14 protein-coding genes are annotated in these 17,083 nt (G+C 53.7%); 4 read left to right on the forward strand and 10 right to left on the reverse strand.

Features of this window, described 5'->3' with window-relative positions; genetic code table 11:
* Position 1 precedes the first annotated feature (1 nt).
* Genes SPITH_RS05665 through SPITH_RS05680 form a run of 4 tightly spaced genes read left to right on the forward strand, consistent with a single transcriptional unit; the run spans position 2 to position 6,207 of the window.
* Positions 2-490: a rod shape-determining protein MreD gene (locus SPITH_RS05665; RefSeq protein WP_245523471.1), complete on the forward strand. Its 489-nt coding sequence runs from the start codon at positions 2-4 to the stop codon at positions 488-490.
* Positions 487-2,346 carry a penicillin-binding protein 2 gene (gene mrdA / locus SPITH_RS05670; RefSeq protein WP_014624735.1) on the forward strand — a complete coding sequence of 620 codons (1,860 nt, stop codon included), beginning with the start codon at positions 487-489 and terminating at the stop codon, positions 2,344-2,346. Before SPITH_RS05665 ends, mrdA begins: the two co-directional genes overlap by 4 nt.
* Positions 2,343-3,656: a rod shape-determining protein RodA gene (rodA, locus tag SPITH_RS05675; RefSeq protein WP_014624736.1), complete on the forward strand. Its 1,314-nt coding sequence runs from the start codon at positions 2,343-2,345 to the stop codon at positions 3,654-3,656. The genes mrdA and rodA overlap by 4 nt, the downstream gene beginning before the upstream one ends.
* 1 nt (position 3,657) lies before the next feature.
* Positions 3,658-6,207 carry a TIGR03936 family radical SAM-associated protein gene (locus SPITH_RS05680; RefSeq protein WP_014624737.1) on the forward strand — a complete coding sequence of 850 codons (2,550 nt, stop codon included), beginning with the start codon at positions 3,658-3,660 and terminating at the stop codon, positions 6,205-6,207.
* Here the strand turns inward: SPITH_RS05680 and mazG are convergent.
* From mazG to SPITH_RS05735, 10 genes are read right to left on the reverse strand one after another with little or no spacing between them, the layout of a single operon-like run.
* On the reverse strand, positions 6,119-7,024 hold the full coding sequence (gene mazG, locus SPITH_RS11960; RefSeq protein ID WP_014624738.1) for a nucleoside triphosphate pyrophosphohydrolase: 906 nt from the start codon (positions 7,022-7,024) through the stop codon (positions 6,119-6,121). The genes SPITH_RS05680 and mazG overlap by 89 nt on opposite strands.
* Before the next feature lie 44 nt (positions 7,025-7,068).
* The gene (locus SPITH_RS05695; protein ID WP_245523472.1) at positions 7,069-7,338 is read right to left on the reverse strand and encodes a hypothetical protein; all 270 of its coding nucleotides are present in this window, start codon (positions 7,336-7,338) and stop codon (positions 7,069-7,071) included.
* Between the two features lie 29 nt (positions 7,339-7,367).
* Positions 7,368-8,093, reverse strand: a complete 726-nt coding sequence (locus SPITH_RS05700) for a hypothetical protein (RefSeq protein WP_014624740.1) — start codon at positions 8,091-8,093, stop codon at positions 7,368-7,370.
* The gene (locus SPITH_RS05705) at positions 8,062-10,425 is read right to left on the reverse strand and encodes an adenylate/guanylate cyclase domain-containing protein (RefSeq protein ID WP_014624741.1); all 2,364 of its coding nucleotides are present in this window, start codon (positions 10,423-10,425) and stop codon (positions 8,062-8,064) included. Before SPITH_RS05705 ends, SPITH_RS05700 begins: the two co-directional genes overlap by 32 nt.
* 28 nt (positions 10,426-10,453) lie before the next feature.
* Entirely contained in the window at positions 10,454-11,134 is a 681-nt protein-coding gene (locus tag SPITH_RS05710) for a tetratricopeptide repeat protein (RefSeq protein ID WP_014624742.1), read from the reverse strand.
* Positions 11,135-11,155: 21 nt separating this feature from the next.
* On the reverse strand, positions 11,156-12,667 hold the full coding sequence (locus SPITH_RS05715) for a sigma-54-dependent Fis family transcriptional regulator (RefSeq protein WP_013313882.1): 1,512 nt from the start codon (positions 12,665-12,667) through the stop codon (positions 11,156-11,158).
* Between the two features lies 1 nt (position 12,668).
* Positions 12,669-15,068 (reverse strand): 30S ribosomal protein S1, encoded by a 2,400-nt coding sequence (locus SPITH_RS05720; RefSeq protein WP_041624040.1) that lies wholly within the window; start codon positions 15,066-15,068, stop codon positions 12,669-12,671.
* Complete coding sequence (locus SPITH_RS05725) at positions 15,052-15,819, reverse strand: pseudouridine synthase (RefSeq protein WP_014624744.1); 768 nt, start codon at positions 15,817-15,819, stop codon at positions 15,052-15,054. Before SPITH_RS05725 ends, SPITH_RS05720 begins: the two co-directional genes overlap by 17 nt.
* Positions 15,806-16,342, reverse strand: a complete 537-nt coding sequence (scpB, locus tag SPITH_RS05730) for an SMC-Scp complex subunit ScpB (protein ID WP_013313885.1) — start codon at positions 16,340-16,342, stop codon at positions 15,806-15,808. The genes SPITH_RS05725 and scpB overlap by 14 nt, the downstream gene beginning before the upstream one ends.
* Positions 16,339-17,070 carry a segregation and condensation protein A gene (locus SPITH_RS05735; protein ID WP_014624745.1) on the reverse strand — a complete coding sequence of 244 codons (732 nt, stop codon included), beginning with the start codon at positions 17,068-17,070 and terminating at the stop codon, positions 16,339-16,341. The genes scpB and SPITH_RS05735 overlap by 4 nt, the downstream gene beginning before the upstream one ends.
* Between the last annotated feature and the right edge of the window lie 13 nt (positions 17,071-17,083).

Below are 17,083 nucleotides of genomic sequence, written 5' to 3' on the forward strand. Positions count from 1 at the left end.
TATGAGGCACTATCTCATATGGGCCTTCATTTCAGTATTTGGAGTCTTTCTCATGGGGATCCTCCATCGATACGCAGGAGTCATCGGTGGAACCCCCGATCTTGTGATGGTTCTTCTGGGGGCCTTCTCCCTTACCCATCCATGGAAAGCAGCTCAACTCCTGGGAGTGGGTATAGGACTCCTCGAGGATGTCCTTGGCAGCACCCCTCTGGGATTCTTTGCGATCATCCGCCTCACTGAGGTTCTCTATTTCTTGTTCATGAGGAATATCTCGAATATAGCCCGTGGGATGCGAGTGTGGGTCTATCTCCTGGCGGTTCTGCTGCACACGGCCCTCGTGTTCGGACTGGGTACCGTTGTCCAGATGAGACCATCCATGAAGTTCCTCTCTGTCGAATACCTTCTCAATATCGTATACACCTTGATCTCTCTGCCTCTCCTGTGGGGAGGATTACGAAGGCTTCGCCTCATCAGTGAAGAGCAGACATGAACGTGAAGGAATACGGCAAAACCTCCTCGAATCAGAGGATTTCCATTCTCATCGCCCTCAGCGTCGTGATTGTATTTCTCTATATAGGCCGTCTCTTTTCCGTACAGGTGGTGGAGAATGAGCTGTTCTCCGCCCAGTCGCAGAAGACGATTCAGCGGGCGGTGCTCATCCCGGCCCGGCGGGGAGACGTCTTTGCGAGGGACTATAGGAGCATCCTGGCCACGAGCAGAGACAGTTTCACCCTGCTCTTTTTCAGATCCGAAGTGGGAAAAGAACAACTCCCGCCTCTTGTGGATCGACTGGGCGGGCACCTTGGGGTTTCAGCACGTAGCCTTTTGGACAAGATTGAATCCTCGGCCTCGGATCCCGTGGTGCTCGCTCAGGGCGTGGGATACGAGCAGATCGTAGGGATCGCTGAACATTTGTCAGAGTTCCCGGGGATCGGATGGCAGCGTGAACCATCCCGGTATTATCCCTATGGGGATCTCTTCGCCCATGTGGTCGGATACATCGGGGAGATCACTCAGGAGGAGCTCACCGCCCTCTACAACAAGGGCTATACCCAGGGGACCCTCATAGGAAAGTCAGGGGTGGAGAAGGTGTACGACGAACTCCTCCGAGGAAAGACCGGATTGAAACATAGAATAGTCGATGCATCGGGACAGATCCTCGATGAGCAGGTGGTGTTCTTTCCTGAGAACGGAAAGACACTCGTGCTCACCCTCGACCCCGCGATACAGACGTTGATAAAGAAGGCTCTTGGACCAAGGAACGGGGCCATCGTGGTATTGAAGCCTTCCACAGGGGAGATCCTCGGTCTTTATTCGTATCCCTCTTATGACTCCAATCTTCTCTATGATCCCAAGGAGGGGAGGGCCTACTTCACTCGATTGAGTCTCGACAAGTCGTTTCCCTTCATCAACAGGGCCATCCAGTCGAGTTATGCCCCGGCTTCCACCTTCAAGATCGTCATGACTGCAGCTGTTCTCATGGAAAAGGTCTTTCCTCCGGATAGGACGATCGTCTGCAGGGGTGAGTACCGCTATGGAGATAGGGTTTTCAAGTGCTGGAAGGAAGCAGGGCATGGTCCCCTAGCCCTTGAAGACGCGCTCGCTCAATCGTGTGATGTATACTTCTACACGGTCGGGGCGGAATACCTGGGGGTGGACAGGATAGCGGCCTATGCGAAGGAGTTCGGACTGGGGGAGCCCACGGGGATCGACCTTCCAGGAGAGGTGAGGGGGATCGTCCCCACACCCAGATGGAAGATGGAGACCTACAACTATCCCTGGGTGGGAGGAGATACGGTCAACATGTCGATAGGTCAGGGCTTCCTCAGCGTCACCCCGCTTCAGCTCGCGGACGTAGTGGCGTCGGTGGTGAACGGAGGCTTCATCATGAGGCCTCATGTATTGAAGGAGGTCCGGGATCCCACGACGGGAGAGGTCCTGGAGAATATATCCCCCTCCCTCTTGCGAACGTCCAATATCACGGAAGATGTGTTCAGCTCTGTTCGTGCAGCAATGCGGGGAGTCGTTACCCATGGAACCGCCCTCCCTGTCATCACGACACCGATTGTGGAAGTGGCGGGGAAGACCGGAACGGGAGAGGTGGGCCTGGAGAACCGATACACCTCCTGGTTCGTAGGTTATGCTCCTTACGATGCCTTGGATCCCGAGGAAGTGGTCGTGGTGTCGGTGCTGGTGGAGGCCACGAATGACTGGGAATGGTGGGCGCCGAAGGCGGCGAACATCGTGTTTCATGGTATCTTCTCAGGGTTGTCGTATGAAGATACCGTCAGAGAACTGAGGCAAGGTCCTGCCCGATGGTATCTTCCCGCGTTGGAGGATCGATGAGAAGGTTGATAAAGGGACAGTGGGCATATACCGATTGGGTTCTCCTTGTTACGGTGCAGATCCTCGTCTGTATTGGTATACTCTTCATCTATTCGAGCGGGATCACCTCGACCGGTGAGAGATACAACGATGAGTATATACGCCAAATCGTATGGGCTGTTTCAGGAATTGGTCTGCTCCTCGTCTTTTCCATGCTTGACTATCAAATCTACAAGAATCTCGCCTTCGTCATCTTCCTGAGTCTGCTGTTCCTCTTGGTGCTCACCCTTTTCATAGGAAAATCGGTGAAAGGGGCACAAGCGTGGTTGGGAATAGGGGATCTGGGGATTCAGCCGTCCGAGTTCATGAAGGTGGCAACGATCCTTGTGCTCGCCCACTTCCTCGAGGAAAGGGCTGGCGAAGTCACATCGTTGAAGGTGTTCGGACAGGCGTTTCTCATTGTGATGATTCCCGTCGTGGTGATACTGCTGCAGCCCGATTTTGGAACTGCGATGGTGTACATCCCCATCTTCCTCACGATGAGTTTCGTAGCGGGTACCCCCATCCGTTATATCGTATTCTGGGGACTCGTAGGAGTGCTTTCCCTGTTCTGGACTGTCTTCCCATGGATGGTCGAGATCTTCCATCTCTCTCCTCTCTATGCCGAGATCTTCGCAGGGTCCCTCAGTCCCTTCATTCTCCTCGGAACAGGAGTTGTACTCCTTCTCCTTCTGGCAGGGTATTTCATTACAAAGTCGCGGGCCTTCTATTGGGGCAGCTTTTTCTGTGCGCTGTTGCTGATCCCGCTTGTCCTCTCTTTTCCCGTCCGAGGATTCCTCAAGGAATACCAGATCATGCGCCTCATCGTTTTTCTCGATCCTTATGTCGATGCACGAGGAGCCGGATGGAATATCATACAATCCTTGACCGCCATAGGATCCGGAGGAATCTGGGGCAAGGGATTCCTTCAGGGAACCCAGAGTCACTATCAATACCTTCCCCAACAGAGTACCGATTTCATATTTTCGATCCTTGCGGAGGAGTGGGGATTTGTGGGAGCGGTCGGTCTGTTTTTCCTCTACCTCGTGATACTCGTACGGATTTTCAGGACGGCGGTCCTTGCCCCTGACGTTTTTGGGAGGTTGATCGCGGCAGGGATCGGGGGGATGTTCCTGTTCCATTTCATGGTCAATGTGGGGATGACATTGGGCATCATGCCCATTACGGGTATCCCTCTGTTCCTTGTCTCGTATGGGGGATCTTCCCTCTGGACCGCTTTGATCTCTGTGGGCATGGTTCTCAATATCTACAGGAACAGATATACTGCCTGACATGGGGTATGCCTTCGATCGTTTGAGAAAAGCGCTTCACTCTGTGCGGCAGCCTGGGAGATACGTCGGTGGTGAATACGGTGCAATCACGGAGGAGTTTTCTCCGGATGATCTCACCATTGCCATCTGTTTCCCCGATCTCTATGAGATCGGAATGTCCAATACCGCTATATACTATCTGTATGATCTCCTCAATCGCATCCCGGGTGTGCACTGTGAGAGGGTCTTTGCACCCGCCCCTGACTTTGAGCGATCCCTTTCGGATCATGGATTACTCTTGTACGGCCTCGAGACACGTACCCCTCTTCGAGAGTTCGATATCGTGGCGATATCTGTTGGATACGAACTCGGTTTCACCAATATAGCTACCATACTTCGAGCGGGTGGTGTGGCTGTAGAAGGAGCACGCCGGAGTCTTGCCGGAGATCCGGTGATACTCATGGGGGGGCCTGGAGCCACGAATCCCCTTCCGTTTGCTTCCTTGGTCGATGCTGTGTTCATCGGCGAATTCGAGGCCATCTATCCTGATCTCCTCTATCGTCTCAGAGACGAGAAGAGAAAGGGGGGAGACAGAGATGCCATTCTGCAGGTCCTCGGCGAGGACCCCCACGTGTGGATGCCGGGCAAGCAGAAGGCAAAGCGTGCGATCTGGATGGGATTCGGAGAACCCCGGATCTATTCGTATCGACCTGTTCCGAATATACCCGCGGTGCAGGATCATGCAGTGGTGGAAATCATGAGGGGTTGCCCACAGGGATGCAGGTTTTGCCATGCAGGGATCTTCTACAGGCCCCAGAGGGTGAAGTCTCCTTCCGCGATCCATGAGGAGGTGAGACATCTCCACGAAAATCTCGGTTACAGGGAGATCACCCTTGCTTCTCTCAGCAGCGGGGATTATCCCGGGATCTTCGACCTCGTCAGGTCACTCAATCGGGAGTTTGCAGGGAGACATCTCAGTTTCTCCCTGCCTTCTTTGAAGGTCAGTACATTTGCCCTGGAGCTGCTCGAAGAGATAGGAAAGGGCAAAAAGAGTGGACTCACGTTTGCCGTAGAAACGCCTTATCCTGAGGGACAGAGGGGGCTCAACAAAGAGGTTGAGTTGGAGAAAGTGATTTCCATACTCCAGCGAGCGAAGGAGAAAGGATGGCGGTTGGCGAAGTTCTACTTCATGGTAGGGCTCCCGTATTCGATCGAAGACGAGAGAGAAGCTGAGCGAATCGTGGAATACATAGAAACGATCTCTCGTGCAACGCGTATTTCCATTCATATGAACATCGGCACCTTTGTCCCCAAACCCCATACACCTTTCCAATGGGCTCCTCAGCTCTCCTATGAGGAGGCGAAGAGAAGGATCTTCCAGGTGAGGGACCGTCTCAAGAGATACAAGTGGGTGAAAGTGGGTTTCCACAATCCGCTTCAGTCAGTACTTGAAGGGCTTCTTTCCAGAGGTGATGAAAGGGTAGGGGCTCTCTTCCTGGAGGCATGGGAGAGGGGTGCCCGCTTCGAAGCATGGGATGAGTATCTGAACGAAGAACTCTGGATGAGCCTCCTCGAACGGGAAAAACAGCTTGTAGAGGAGGTGCTCAGAGGACGTCCGGAAAGTGGTGAGCTCCCCTGGGGATGCGTGGACCTGGGAGTCAGTCGTCACTTTCTCAAGAGGGAGTGGAAACGAGCGCAGAAGGGTGAGATGACCGCTCCTTGCGATGTGCCTTGTGATCATGCGTGTGGGGTGTGCTCTCGAAAGGTCCATCTGAAACATACCCCGGAAGAACCTCTCCAGCCTTCTTCGAATGCTCGAGTCTCTTCAACGGAAGACATCGGGATAGCGTCCACCTACAAGCCTCATCATTCGGACGACTTGGAAGAAGTGTTGATTTTCTTCGAGAAAAAAGGGGGGCTTTCTTATGTTCCTCATCGAGCGATGCTTGGAGTGTTCGAACGATCCTTTATCAGGGCCGGGATGAGGATAGAGTATTCCAGAGGTTTCAGCCCGCATCCAAGGATGGAATTCCTGAGGCCTCTTCCGGTTGCGGTCTCTTCGCTATGTGAAGTGGTGAGACTTCGTGCTGCGCTTTCGACACTACCCGATCATGGGACCCTGGCAGACAGTTTTCCTCCAGGGATCGATGTGTGGGGTATAGTGAAAAAGAATTTTTCCGGATCTCTCACTCCTCTCTATGCAGGAGAGCTCTACAGATTGAGCGGCATAGATCACAAACAACTTGAGCATGTCTTGGAAAAGATACAACACGCTGAGAGAGGTGCCTCTTCTCCGGAGGTGCTTCCCGAATTCTCCCTCGTCGAGGGCGACATTCTCCTGTACATTCCCGTGGAGGGGGGGGTGAATCTGAAGGCCCTGCTGTCCGAACTGCACCCTCACGAGGGGCTTGCCATCCTTCGTGAGGACATGCTCCTGCGAGATGCGGGACGATGTTTCTCCGTGTATGATCTCCCTGGACGTTTCAACCTTCAAGCTCTGCTTTGGCGGCCTCCCAGAGGGAGTCGAGTTCCTCTGGTGAGCTTTTCTGAAATGAGATCCCTTTTTCCTTGAGCATCCTCTCCATCGACTCCAGTCTGGAGAAAATACTCTCAAGGGTTGACAGTAAGGCTTCGGATGGGTGAATGTCGAGTTTTCGTGAGAGATTGAGAACAGAGAAGAGAAGGTCTCCAACCTCTTTCTTCAGACTCTCTCTGTCATGAGGTGCTTTTTCGAGAACGGTCTCGATCTCATTGATCTCCTCTTTTGTTTTTTCCAGGGGTCCGGTGTAGGTAGGCCAATCGAAGTTGTACTCGGCAAGAATCTTCTGCAAAAGGTACGCAGCATCAAAAGGGGGAATGCCGGAGAGATGTTCTTTGACGTGGGAAGTGGAGAGGGGAGGAAGTTCATCCGGTGAGACCGAGGAGGGAGGCTTGTGTTCCTTACGTTTTTCGCTGTTCCAGTTCTCGAGAGCTTCTTCGGCATTGGCGGCTTTCGCTTCCCCGAAGACGTGTGAATGACGAGAATAGAGTTTCTGGATCACTCTATACAAGACCTCTTCGGAGGAGAAGTATCCCAGATCCTCTGCGATGATCATGAACATCAGGGCGTTGAGATAGACGTCTCCGATTTCCTCTTCGACTTCTTCCGTGCGTTCGGCAAAGAGAGCGGTCCAGAGTTCATATACTTCTTCCAGGAGATTCGGGAGCACGGAGATGAGGGTTTGTGTGCGATCCCAGGGGCAACCTTCGGGACTCCTGAGAAACTTTATGATGTCGTATAATAAAGAAGACAGTTCCTCGCGAGATGCGAGAGGTGCTCCTTCCTGGAGGGGGATGGCAAGAATTTCCTTTACGATGGCTTCCTTGGTCTTCCGGGGTTCGTTCTTCATACACCCTCCGATGCTATTCGTTCAAGTAGACAGAATATATATTATCAGAAGTCTTCCTTGTGGAGTATCTGCCGACTCGCATGGTATATGAGCAGAGCCACCCCCGCACCTCCCAGGATGAAGATGATGGGATGTATGCGTCCGGAGACCGCGGTGAAGACCACATGGAGGGTCCCTCCTCCAATGCTCCCGATGAAGGCGACGAGGAAGGACCACCATATGCGGACCTCGTGAGACCTCATGACTTTTTTCAAGTGAAGGAAGTAGTAGGCCCATGTGAGGATCGCTGCTCCCGAAAGGTGTGTGAGAAGCATTTTCGTATGATAGAAAAGAATTTCGCTCATCATTGGACTTCCACTTTTATGGGATAGAGGACCCTTGCGGCACTGTAGAGATTGTTCAGTTCGTCGTCCACTCCGAAACACACGGCGACGAATACGAGATAGACATGCGTTCCTGAATTGGGGACGTCGATGTCGTCCCTGTCTGCAGAGGAGAATGGTTCGTCGTTTTCGACGGTGCGTATGATGGTGGAGGTCTTCGTCTCTTTTCCGGTTACATCGAACCTGCTGATACCATTGCTGGTGTCCACTGTGATGGTGACGGTGTATGTGCCATCGGGGTATCCAAAGGGGATGAGAGGAAGCTCTTCAGAGCCTTCAGCATAGACGCGTCGGTACCCTTTGCTCGTGAGCGAGGAGACGGGGTTGTACAGGATATCCTCTATGTCCTCTTTGTCGGATGTGAATGAAGCGTCGTCGACAAAGAACGTCTGTCGATCGGAGATGTCGCTCGCGTAGAATTTGTAGTAGAGTTCCACACCCTTGAAATAGGCTTCATATACGCTGTTCTCTCCGTCATACCTGAAACCCGTTTTGGTGTCTTCTCCTGGATAGAGAAGGTGTCCGCTCTCTATGGGATTAAGGATCACGCCTGTCTCAAGCCCACATCCGGCGTATACGCCGAGCAGGAACAACAGGAGTGTCCACTCCCCTGCTCTCCTCCTTTTTTTCCCTCGTTCGGGGGGAGATGCCTTCCTAGCTATCGTCTCGTACGTCGATGAGTTCATAGATGAGTACCGGTTTGTTCTTCCCTTTCACCCTGATATTGTCGAGTTCTCGTACGATTACTTTGTCCTTTACGAGGCTGTAGGTGTATTCGCTTATGATGATATTCGTCATATAGGTTTTGTTCGTACCCTCGAGGCGTGCTCCGAGATTCACGTTATCGCCCATGAGTGTATAGTTCATCCGTCCAGGGGAACCCATGTTGCCCACCGTCATGATCCCCGAGTTGATTCCTATCCCGATGTTGAGTCGTTTTTCGGGAGGCCATTTCGCGTTGAGTTCCTCCAAGGCTTTCATCTGCCTGATGGCACATATGCAGGCCCTGAGGGCATGATCTTCCTGCGGGATCGGGGCCCCCCAGAAACACATGATCTCGTCTCCTACGTATTTGTCGAGCGTTCCTTCGAGGTCCAGGATGATGTCGGTCATCACCGTGAGATATTCGTTCAGGTGATTTACGAGCTCCTGAGGGGTCATGGTCTCAGAGAGCGTGGTGAACCCTCTGATATCGGAGAAGAAGACGGTGAGTTCCTTGTCTACTCCCCCCAGTTCCGGGAGGGATTCCATGTCTATGAGTTGATCCACGACACGGGGGCTCACGTATTTTGAAAACATCTCTCTTATCCGTCGCTTATCACGCTCCTCGGTCATCACACGATATACGACGATTGCAAAAAAGGTGAAGAGCCCTGCGGTACCCGTGGAGGAGAACGGGACGAGTACGCCGGACAGATCGAATGCCACGGTGATCGCAAGGAACAGGACGAGGAGGAACAAAACGGTGAGTATCGCTGAAAGGAGGATCGATTTCCGGCTGCTGAGGAAGGCGATGAAATATATGATTCCGAGGAGAAAGACGATGTCCGCCCACCAGGGAATGGGTACGATGAACTGACTCATGAGTATGGTGTTCAGGGCGTTTGCATGGATTTCCACTCCATACATCAATCCCAGCGGAGTGGGCTTCTCATCGGCCGCCATCCCTTTTGCGAAGGGCCCCACCATGATGATCTTATTCGGAGCTATCGCCCGCGGGCCTTTTGAAGGATCTTCCGGTAAGGCACCTTTGACGTACCCCACATAGGGGCGGACCGGGAATGTCTGGTATCCATCTGAAGAGGACGGGGGACCCATGTAGTTTATGATCATATTGCCCCATTCATCTATGGGGATCCGAAGTTCGTGGATCGTCTTCTCCTCCGCGGGTTTCACGATCCGGCCGTTCTCGTCCGTCTCCGCAGGACGCGCTACGATGGTATAGGGCTCCCACTCCCCTGTCTTCGGATTGTACTTCTGAGGATCAGGTATCCTGATGTATTCGCCGAGTACCACTTCCACATCCGAGGGCCGTTTGTGCATGTACTCGAGGGCGAGTGAGAGGGTGATCGCCGGCAGGAAATAGTCCCTGTAGTATCTTACCACGAAGAATTCTCCGTCGATGGTGCCGTCTCCATCCAGATCTATTTCCTTGGGCGGGGCCTTTTTCTCCATCTCCACCTGCAATTTCTGCAGAATCTCCTCAGTGAGAGGATAAGGGATGGGATGTTCCCTCCCCTCCGTATCCACCCACGCGAGACGTTCGAATTTGGACCTGTCGATCGAGAAATCCGTGGTGAGTTCTGGGAGGGGGATGAGCCTCACCAGCCGGCTCTGCTTGGCTATGAGCGGCTGGCGACGAAACACTTTGTCATAGTCTTCCACGAAATTCGCATGACCGTATCCTTTTGCGGCTTTGCCATACGGGATGAGAGGTGGTTGAAGCCCGTAGAAGGCAGGGATGGATTCCCAGTCTCCCTCGATCCGTGTGATCAGCCCGTATTCCTCGAAAAGTGTCTCCTGCCGTCTGTGGAGGACCTCCTCATAGGCAGGAGGCGGAGGATTGAGTTCAAGCACGGTGTCGAGGAAGACGCGGCCGTTCTCTTCGATGCTCTTTACGAGGAGGGCGTCGTTGAAGGCCTCTTCCTGCGGCTCTACAAAGAAGATGTCGAGGAACACCGCCCGTTCCCTCTGTTGCTGATCCCTGATACGAGCGAATCTGCTCACCAGTTTCGCATGGACGGATCTGTCGAAAGGCCACCTGCCGATGTCACTCAAGGTTCGGAAATCGATTCCTATGATGAGTATGTCGGGGGATATGTTGGGATTCTGGGCGCGGACCTCTACTCCCTCTTTTATCTTCCGGGAGGTGGTCAAAGTCTTGAGCTTGAAATGGGTATCGAGTACCTTGAGTTCCCATCGGTCGAAGATCGCCGTGGTCTCTTTGAGGAGGAGGAAGAGGAGGAAAATCCCTGTGGCGATAAGAAAGCCGGCACATCCTGTTTTGATCCGTTTCATCCTCTTCCTCCTTCCGTGGTTTTGGGTGTTATTCCTGGAGTTGGAGGAATATCATTCTGTCACGTGCGAGATGACTCCACTGGGATGAGGGATAGTCCTCCAAGAGCTGAGTATAGATCTGTCGGGCTCCCTCTCTGTCTCCGGAGGACTCCTTGAGCCTTCCGAGCGAGAAGAGGGCCCGCGGTTTCAGGACGGAGAAACCGGCTTCGATCACTTTCTCATAACGCGTCGTGGCGCCGCTTGTATCGCCGAGGTTTTCTCGTGCTGCCGCGGCGTCGAGGAGTGCGACTGCAGCAAGATAACTGCGGGGGAATTCCTTTGCAAGACGATCGAACCAGATCGAAGCGTCATCCCAGTCTTCTTGCCAGAAGGCGAGGTGTCCAAGGAGGTACATCGCGCGTTGGGAGGGATAGGCCTTTCCATAGGTGTCGACGACCCCCTTGAGATCCTCTTCGAGGGATAGCACCTCCTCATCTCCGACCTGTTCTCTGTCACTCGTCTGTAGGCGGGCGAAACGCTCTTCCAATTGTTCGACTTCGTAGGTTCCCTTATCGAGGAGCGCCGCCTCTCTCTGTTGATAGGTGAAGAATCCGGTGAGCACGGCGATCACGAGCAGCAGCGTTCCCAGGATCACCCATCGGAACCGGCTGAAGAACCTTTCCACTCGCGGTGTGGTACTCACCTCTCTTTCCTGTACTACTGGTGGCATCGTCTCTCTCCTTGCATCGCATTAGATTTTGATATCATACTCTTTGATGAGTTTCGCAAGATAGGTTCTTTGGATCCCCAGTTTTTTTGCGGTGAGGGTCTGGTTCCCCCTGTTCATACGAAGCGCGTTCTGGATGAAGTTCCGTTTGAAGATGGTTACGGCTTCTTTCAGGCCTTTCTGCTGATAGAGCTCAGAGTACTCGGACGGTCGGGAGATCATGAGATCCTCGGGGGTGATGTACTCTTCCTGGGATATCACCACCGCACGTTCCACGACATTCTCGAGCTCTCTCACATTGCCTGGCCATGTATATCCAAGGAGGACTTCGAAGGCTTCAGGGGTGAAACCCTTTATGGGTTTGTTCATCTCTCTGGTATATTTCTTCAGGAAGAATTCGGCCAGGACAGGTATATCTTCCACCCGTTCTCTGAGGGAGGGAATATAGAGAGGAATGACATTGAGTCTGTAGTAGAGGTCCTGTCTGAATGATCCTTCCGCCACCGCCTTCTCCAGGTTTCGATTGGTAGCGGCTATGATTCTCACGTCGACCTGGATGGGCTCGCTCGACCCCAGTCTCTCGAAGGTCTTGTACTGGAGGACCCTGAGAAACTTCGCCTGGAGTGTGAGGGGGAGCTCCCCGATCTCATCGAGGAATATCGTGCCTCCATGGGCGAGTTCAAATCTGCCTTTGCGATCCTGGACGGCGTCGGTGAAGGCCCCCCTCACATGTCCGAAGAGCTCGCTCTCCAGAAGACTCTCCGGAAGTGCCGCGCAATTGACTCGCACGAACGGTCCGTCTTTGCGTTTGCTCCTCAGATGGATCTGTTCGGCGAAGAGTTCTTTCCCGACTCCGCTCTCCCCTTGGATGAGTACCGGAGAGTCGGTCTGGGCTATCTTGTCCACGAGCTGGAGTTTTTCCTTGATGAGTTGACTCTCCGCGATGAGAGGGTGGAAACCTTGTGCGGTGGTGATCTGGATCTGGAGGTGCTCTATCTCATTGTGGACTCGTTGGAGATAGCGCGCGTTCTGAAAGGCGATTCCGGCCTGATTCGCGAAGACTTCGAGCCACTCGAGATCTTCCTGGGTGAATCCTTTGTCGCCCTTCTTGTTGAGAACCTCTATGACCCCCACGCACTCTTCCTTGACCCTCATGGGTACGGCGAGAATCGAGCGCGTCCTGTAACCCGTCTCACGATCGATTTCAGGGAAATGTCGAGGATCATCTTCCACGCTGTTGACGATGAGTGAACGATTGTGTTTCGCCACCCATCCGGCGATACCTTCTCCCGGCTTGAGGGAGAAGCGTTTCACCTCCGGCCCTTTGGGACCGAGAGCGATTTCGAAATAGAGGCGATTCATCTCTCGATTCAAAACGAGGAGCGAGGCAGCCTCCCCTTCCGTGAGCTCCATTGCCGAGGAGAGGATCTCTTCCAGAAGGGTATGTACGTCCTGATACCTCGAGTTGATCCTCAGGTTGATCTCGAGAAGCTTTTCCAATTTCCTCTTGTCGATGATCTCCGAGGAAAAGATCATATCATTCCGACTCGTCCTCCTGGCTTGAAGAGAGGAGGTCTGCTATGCTGAAGGTTGTCTCCCCTTCCCCTTCATGGAGGTACTTGCTCAATTCGCGTTCCTGCTCTTTCCTCTCCTTCTCCCGGATGGAGAGGATAAGCCGCCTCTTCGAGGGTTTGAGCTCGAGTACGAGTGCCCGTATGGTGTCGCCTTCCTTGAGCCGATCGCGGACGTTCTCGGGAGTCTCCACAGCCGGATCGCACAGTTGACGATTGGGGATGAAGCCCTCTATTCCTCCCTGAACCTCCACTACGATTCCCTGAGGTTCCTTCCTGAGGATCTTGGTCTCGATCTCGCTTCCTTCAGGGAAGGCCTTGGCAAGGGCTTTCCACGGATCTTCGGAGAGCTGTTTTATCCCGATCTGGATCCTGCGTCTCTTCTTGTCGATACGGGTGATACAGAATTCGATCTCCTGTCCCGGCTGAAAGAGGGTTGTAACATCCTCCACTCTTTCGGTCCAGGAGATGTTCTCTGCCGGGAGAAAGGCCTCGATTCCCTCTTCGAGTTCCACCACCGCGCCGTGCGGGAAGATCTGCGTGATAGGACGGGTCAACCTCATCCCCACAGGATAGCGTTCGTGGAGAGTCTCCCATGGGTTGGCCTGGAGCTGACGAATACCCAGCGAGAGTCGTCGTTCTTCGATGTCATAGTCGAGGATCTTGGCCTGGATCCTCGCTCCGCGTTTGAGGACTTCTTTGGGATGCTCGATGGTCTTCACCCATGACATCTCGGAGATATGGACGAGACCCTCGATGCCTTCTTCTATTTCCACGAAGGCCCCGAAGGGCATGAGTTTGGTCACCACCCCCTCTACCACATCTCCCCTGTGGTAACGTTCTTCAAAGTGGGTCCATGGGTCTTCTTTGAGTGCCTTGAGGGAGAGATTCACCTTCTGCTGCTCCCTGTCCATCTTGATTATCTTCACCCTGACCTTTTCACCCTTTTTCACGTAATCCTTGGGTCGTACGGCCCGTCCCCAGCTCATGTCCTGAAGATGGAGGAGTCCGTCGAATCCTCCCAGATCTATGAAGGCTCCAAAGGGTGCGAAGGATTTCACGACACCTTCTACGATGTCGCCTTCCTTTCTCGTTTCGAAGAACTCGGTCCGCTTCCTTTCCCGTTCCTCCTCGAGCCACCTCCTTCTCGAAAGGACGATGTTCACCTTTCTGTTGGAGAAGAGACGTTCTATGAGAAAGCGGGTTTCCAGCCCGATGTAGGGGCTCACGTCCTCCACACGCTCGATGTCGGTCTGAGACCTGGGGAGAAAACCGGAGAACCCGTGTCCCAGGTCCACTTCAAAGCCGCCTTTTATCTCCCGTACTATCTTCCCTTCGATAGGCTTCTTTTCCTGGAAGGCGTCTTTCAATGTCTTCCAGAAGAGCCGCTGATCCGCCTTTTTCTTGGACACGAGAATGTGACCGTCGGCCGTCTCCTTGCGGAGGATGACCACGGGGACGGTATCCCCTACTTTCGGAAGGGTATCGAAATCGCTTATGGGAACCTGGCCTTCGGATTTATAGCCTACGTCGAGGTATACATAATCTTTGTTGATCTCGATCACTGTGCCTTCTACGAGAGACCCCTCTTCCACCTCTTCCAGGGTCTTGAGATATATTTCCTGCAGTTCCTCCTGTTCTGGCACGGATGGGTCGGGGGAGGTATTCATCTGGGGGTCCAGCGTTGAGTTCTGATGGTTCATCATGTCAGTCCTACTCCTGTTCTCCGATATCTGCCGAATGATCTGTATAACTTTCTCACAAACCGCCTCGCTGGTCAAGTCGGAGGTGTCAATATAGACCGCACCGGGCGCTTGCTTGAGGGCTCCCAGTGGTTTGTTCCTGTCGATCTCGTCTCTTCTCCGGATTTCCTTCACAAGCTCCTCATAGGGGAGCGAGGATGTCCCCTGGAGGAAGCGTCTTCGTGCCCTCTCCTCCGGCGTGGCGTCAAGGAAGAACTTGTAGGGTGTATCGGGAAAGACCACTGTGCCGATATCCCGTCCTTCCACGACGCCGCCTGATTCTCGTACCAGGGTTCTCAACTTTTCCGTGACGTGGTTCCTCACCTCGGGGAGTGAAGAGACCTGAGCCACCCACCTGTCCACCTGATCCGTATGGAGCTCCGAAAGGGAGGGAATGCCGTCGATGTCGAGAACGCCCTCGACGATCCTGCAGGTGAGGTCTCGAGCCAGGAGAATGATGGCTTCTTCCCGAAGAGGAGAGAGGTATTGCGCCATGATGGCAAGGTACGTGACCGCACGGTAGAGATCTCCCGAGTTGACATGGGGGAGGTGGAGCCGCTCTGCGATGCATCTCGCTACCGTGCTCTTGCCCACCCCGGCTGGTCCGTCAATGGCTATGATCATCATGTCCTCTCCCTTCCCGTAGAAGTCTGATTTCCTCCTTGGTGAGATTCCGGAAGTGCCCGGGCCTGAGCCGACCCAACCGGACAGGCCCTATCCTGATGCGGTGTATCCTCACGATGGGGAGATGAGAGGAATAGAAGACCTTCCTTATCTCCCTGTTTTTTCCTTCTTCGAGAATGAGATGGACCTTGTGGGGGCTTTTCGATTTATAGGCTTTGAGCACATATCGTTCCCCTTCGATCCGTATTCCCTTCAGGTAGGATTCGAGGAGTGCTCTGGGGATGGGTCGTTTGGTTTCCACGAGATACTCTTTCTCGACCCGGTGTTTGGGATGCATCACGATATCCGCAAACTCACCGTCGTTTGTGAGAAGCAGGAGACCGGAAGAGAGGAAGTCGAGCCGTCCGATGGAGAATACCTTATACGGCAGGACGGGATCTATGAGGTCATAGACGAGCGGCCTTCCCTGCGGATCGGAACGGGTGCAGAGATATCCCGGGGGTTTGTGAAATGCAAGATAGAGGAACTTTCCGACGAGGTGGACATCCCTCCCGTCCAGGGTCACGCGGTCTTCCTGCGGGTCCACGCGATGGGCGGGATTGGTTATCACCCTGCCGTTCACTCTCACCCGTCCCTTCTTGATGAGTTCCTCGCATGCCCGCCGAGAGCCTTCACCGCACCGTGCGAGGAAGACGTGGAGCCGCAGTTGCGAGGATGAGCCGGGATGTCTCTGTCCACTATTTGAGTTCAAATCGTTCCGCCTCTTCTTCCTGGAGTTTCGGGAGATCGGCGATGCTCTTGAGTCCGAACATGCGAAGGAATTCTGGGGTGGTACCGTACATGGCAGGTCTTCCCGGGAGGTCTTTACGGCCCACTTCCTTTATCAATTCTCGGGAGAGGAGCATCCTGATCATGGCGTCGGAGGATACCCCCCTTATGGCCTCGATTTCCGCCCGGGTGATAGGTTGTCTGTAGGCGATGATTGCCAGGGTTTCCAGGGCCGCACGGCTCAACCTCGAACGATGTTTCTTCCCGTATCGAGGGCGAAGCGCGCTCCAGAAGCGCTTGTGGGGTGAGAGAAACACCTCATCGGAGGAGATGTAGAGGTCGATCCCATGTCCGTTTGTCTCATAGACCTGTTTGAGCTCTTGAAGAGACTGCTCCACCTCTTCCGAGGAGAGTCCGGTGGTCTCCGCGATCTGGGCCATCGAGATCGGTTCCGACTCGAGCAGAAGGACTGCCTCGCACAGAGCGGCGCTGGGTGAGAGTTTCATGTGCCCTCCTCTCTCTTCCTGATGATGATATCCCCGAAGAGCCGGTTCTGGAAGACGCGAATCAATTTCAGGCGACTGCTCTCGAGTACTGAAAGGAAAGCACAGATGAGATCGAGGAGCGAGTGGGGACGGGTGATCAGGTCGGTGAACGGGAACTCGTCCTTCTGGGAGAGGAGTTCAAGGAGAAGTGCCTGTTTCTCCGAGGTGGTCACATCCTCGGAGAGGTCTATGAGTCTTCCGGCCGAGAGTCTGCTCATGAGGTGGGAGAAGACCTTGAAGAGGTTCCACGGATCCATTTCCTCCAAGACCGGTTCCTCATCGAAAGGTAGACGGGGTTGTCCGTTTCTACGCTCGAACCACGAGAGGGGAGAGTTTTCTGCCTCTTCCCACCTTTTTTCCATGAGTTCCGAGAGTTTCTTGTATTTCTGATATTCTATCAACTGCTCCACGAGGTCCTTTCTGGGATCTTCCCAGTCCTCATCGACCTCGTCGTGCTCTTGCGGGAGAAGCATCTGTGATTTCATATAGAGCAGGGTGGCGGCCATGAGATAGAAATCGGTGAGATTGTCGAGTTCCACCCGTTCGGCGTATCTGAGGAATTCGAGGTACTGCTCTGTGATCTCCGCGATGGGTATGTCGTATATGTTTATCTCGGCCCGCTTTATCAAGAAAAGAAGGAGGTCGAGAGGGCCTTCGAAGTCCTGTAGTCTGAACGTCGTCGTCTCCATGGGAAGATCATTT

The sequence above is a fragment of the Spirochaeta thermophila DSM 6578 genome, from assembly GCF_000184345.1.
Taxonomy (GTDB): domain Bacteria; phylum Spirochaetota; class Spirochaetia; order Winmispirales; family Winmispiraceae; genus Winmispira; species Winmispira thermophila.

Bases quoted from the DNA above. Each gene is read 5' to 3' on its own strand.
- scpB (WP_013313885.1), bottom strand. From the start codon at position 16,342: ATGAAACTCTCACCCAGCGCCGCTCTGTGCGAGGCAGTCCTTCTGCTC.
- SPITH_RS05680 (WP_014624737.1), top strand. From the start codon at position 3,658: ATGGGGTATGCCTTCGATCGTTTGAGAAAAGCGCTTCACTCTGTGCGG.
- mrdA (WP_014624735.1), top strand. From the start codon at position 487: ATGAACGTGAAGGAATACGGCAAAACCTCCTCGAATCAGAGGATTTCC.
- SPITH_RS05695 (WP_245523472.1), bottom strand. From the start codon at position 7,338: ATGCTTCTCACACACCTTTCGGGAGCAGCGATCCTCACATGGGCCTAC.
- SPITH_RS05705 (WP_014624741.1), bottom strand. From the start codon at position 10,425: ATGAAACGGATCAAAACAGGATGTGCCGGCTTTCTTATCGCCACAGGG.
- SPITH_RS05710 (WP_014624742.1), bottom strand. From the start codon at position 11,134: ATGCCACCAGTAGTACAGGAAAGAGAGGTGAGTACCACACCGCGAGTG.
- SPITH_RS05735 (WP_014624745.1), bottom strand. From the start codon at position 17,070: ATGGAGACGACGACGTTCAGACTACAGGACTTCGAAGGCCCTCTCGAC.
- SPITH_RS05715 (WP_013313882.1), bottom strand. From the start codon at position 12,667: ATGATCTTTTCCTCGGAGATCATCGACAAGAGGAAATTGGAAAAGCTT.
- SPITH_RS05665 (WP_245523471.1), top strand. From the start codon at position 2: ATGAGGCACTATCTCATATGGGCCTTCATTTCAGTATTTGGAGTCTTT.
- SPITH_RS05720 (WP_041624040.1), bottom strand. From the start codon at position 15,068: ATGATCATAGCCATTGACGGACCAGCCGGGGTGGGCAAGAGCACGGTA.
- SPITH_RS05700 (WP_014624740.1), bottom strand. From the start codon at position 8,093: ATGAACTCATCGACGTACGAGACGATAGCTAGGAAGGCATCTCCCCCC.
- mazG (WP_014624738.1), bottom strand. From the start codon at position 7,024: ATGAAGAACGAACCCCGGAAGACCAAGGAAGCCATCGTAAAGGAAATT.
- rodA (WP_014624736.1), top strand. From the start codon at position 2,343: ATGAGAAGGTTGATAAAGGGACAGTGGGCATATACCGATTGGGTTCTC.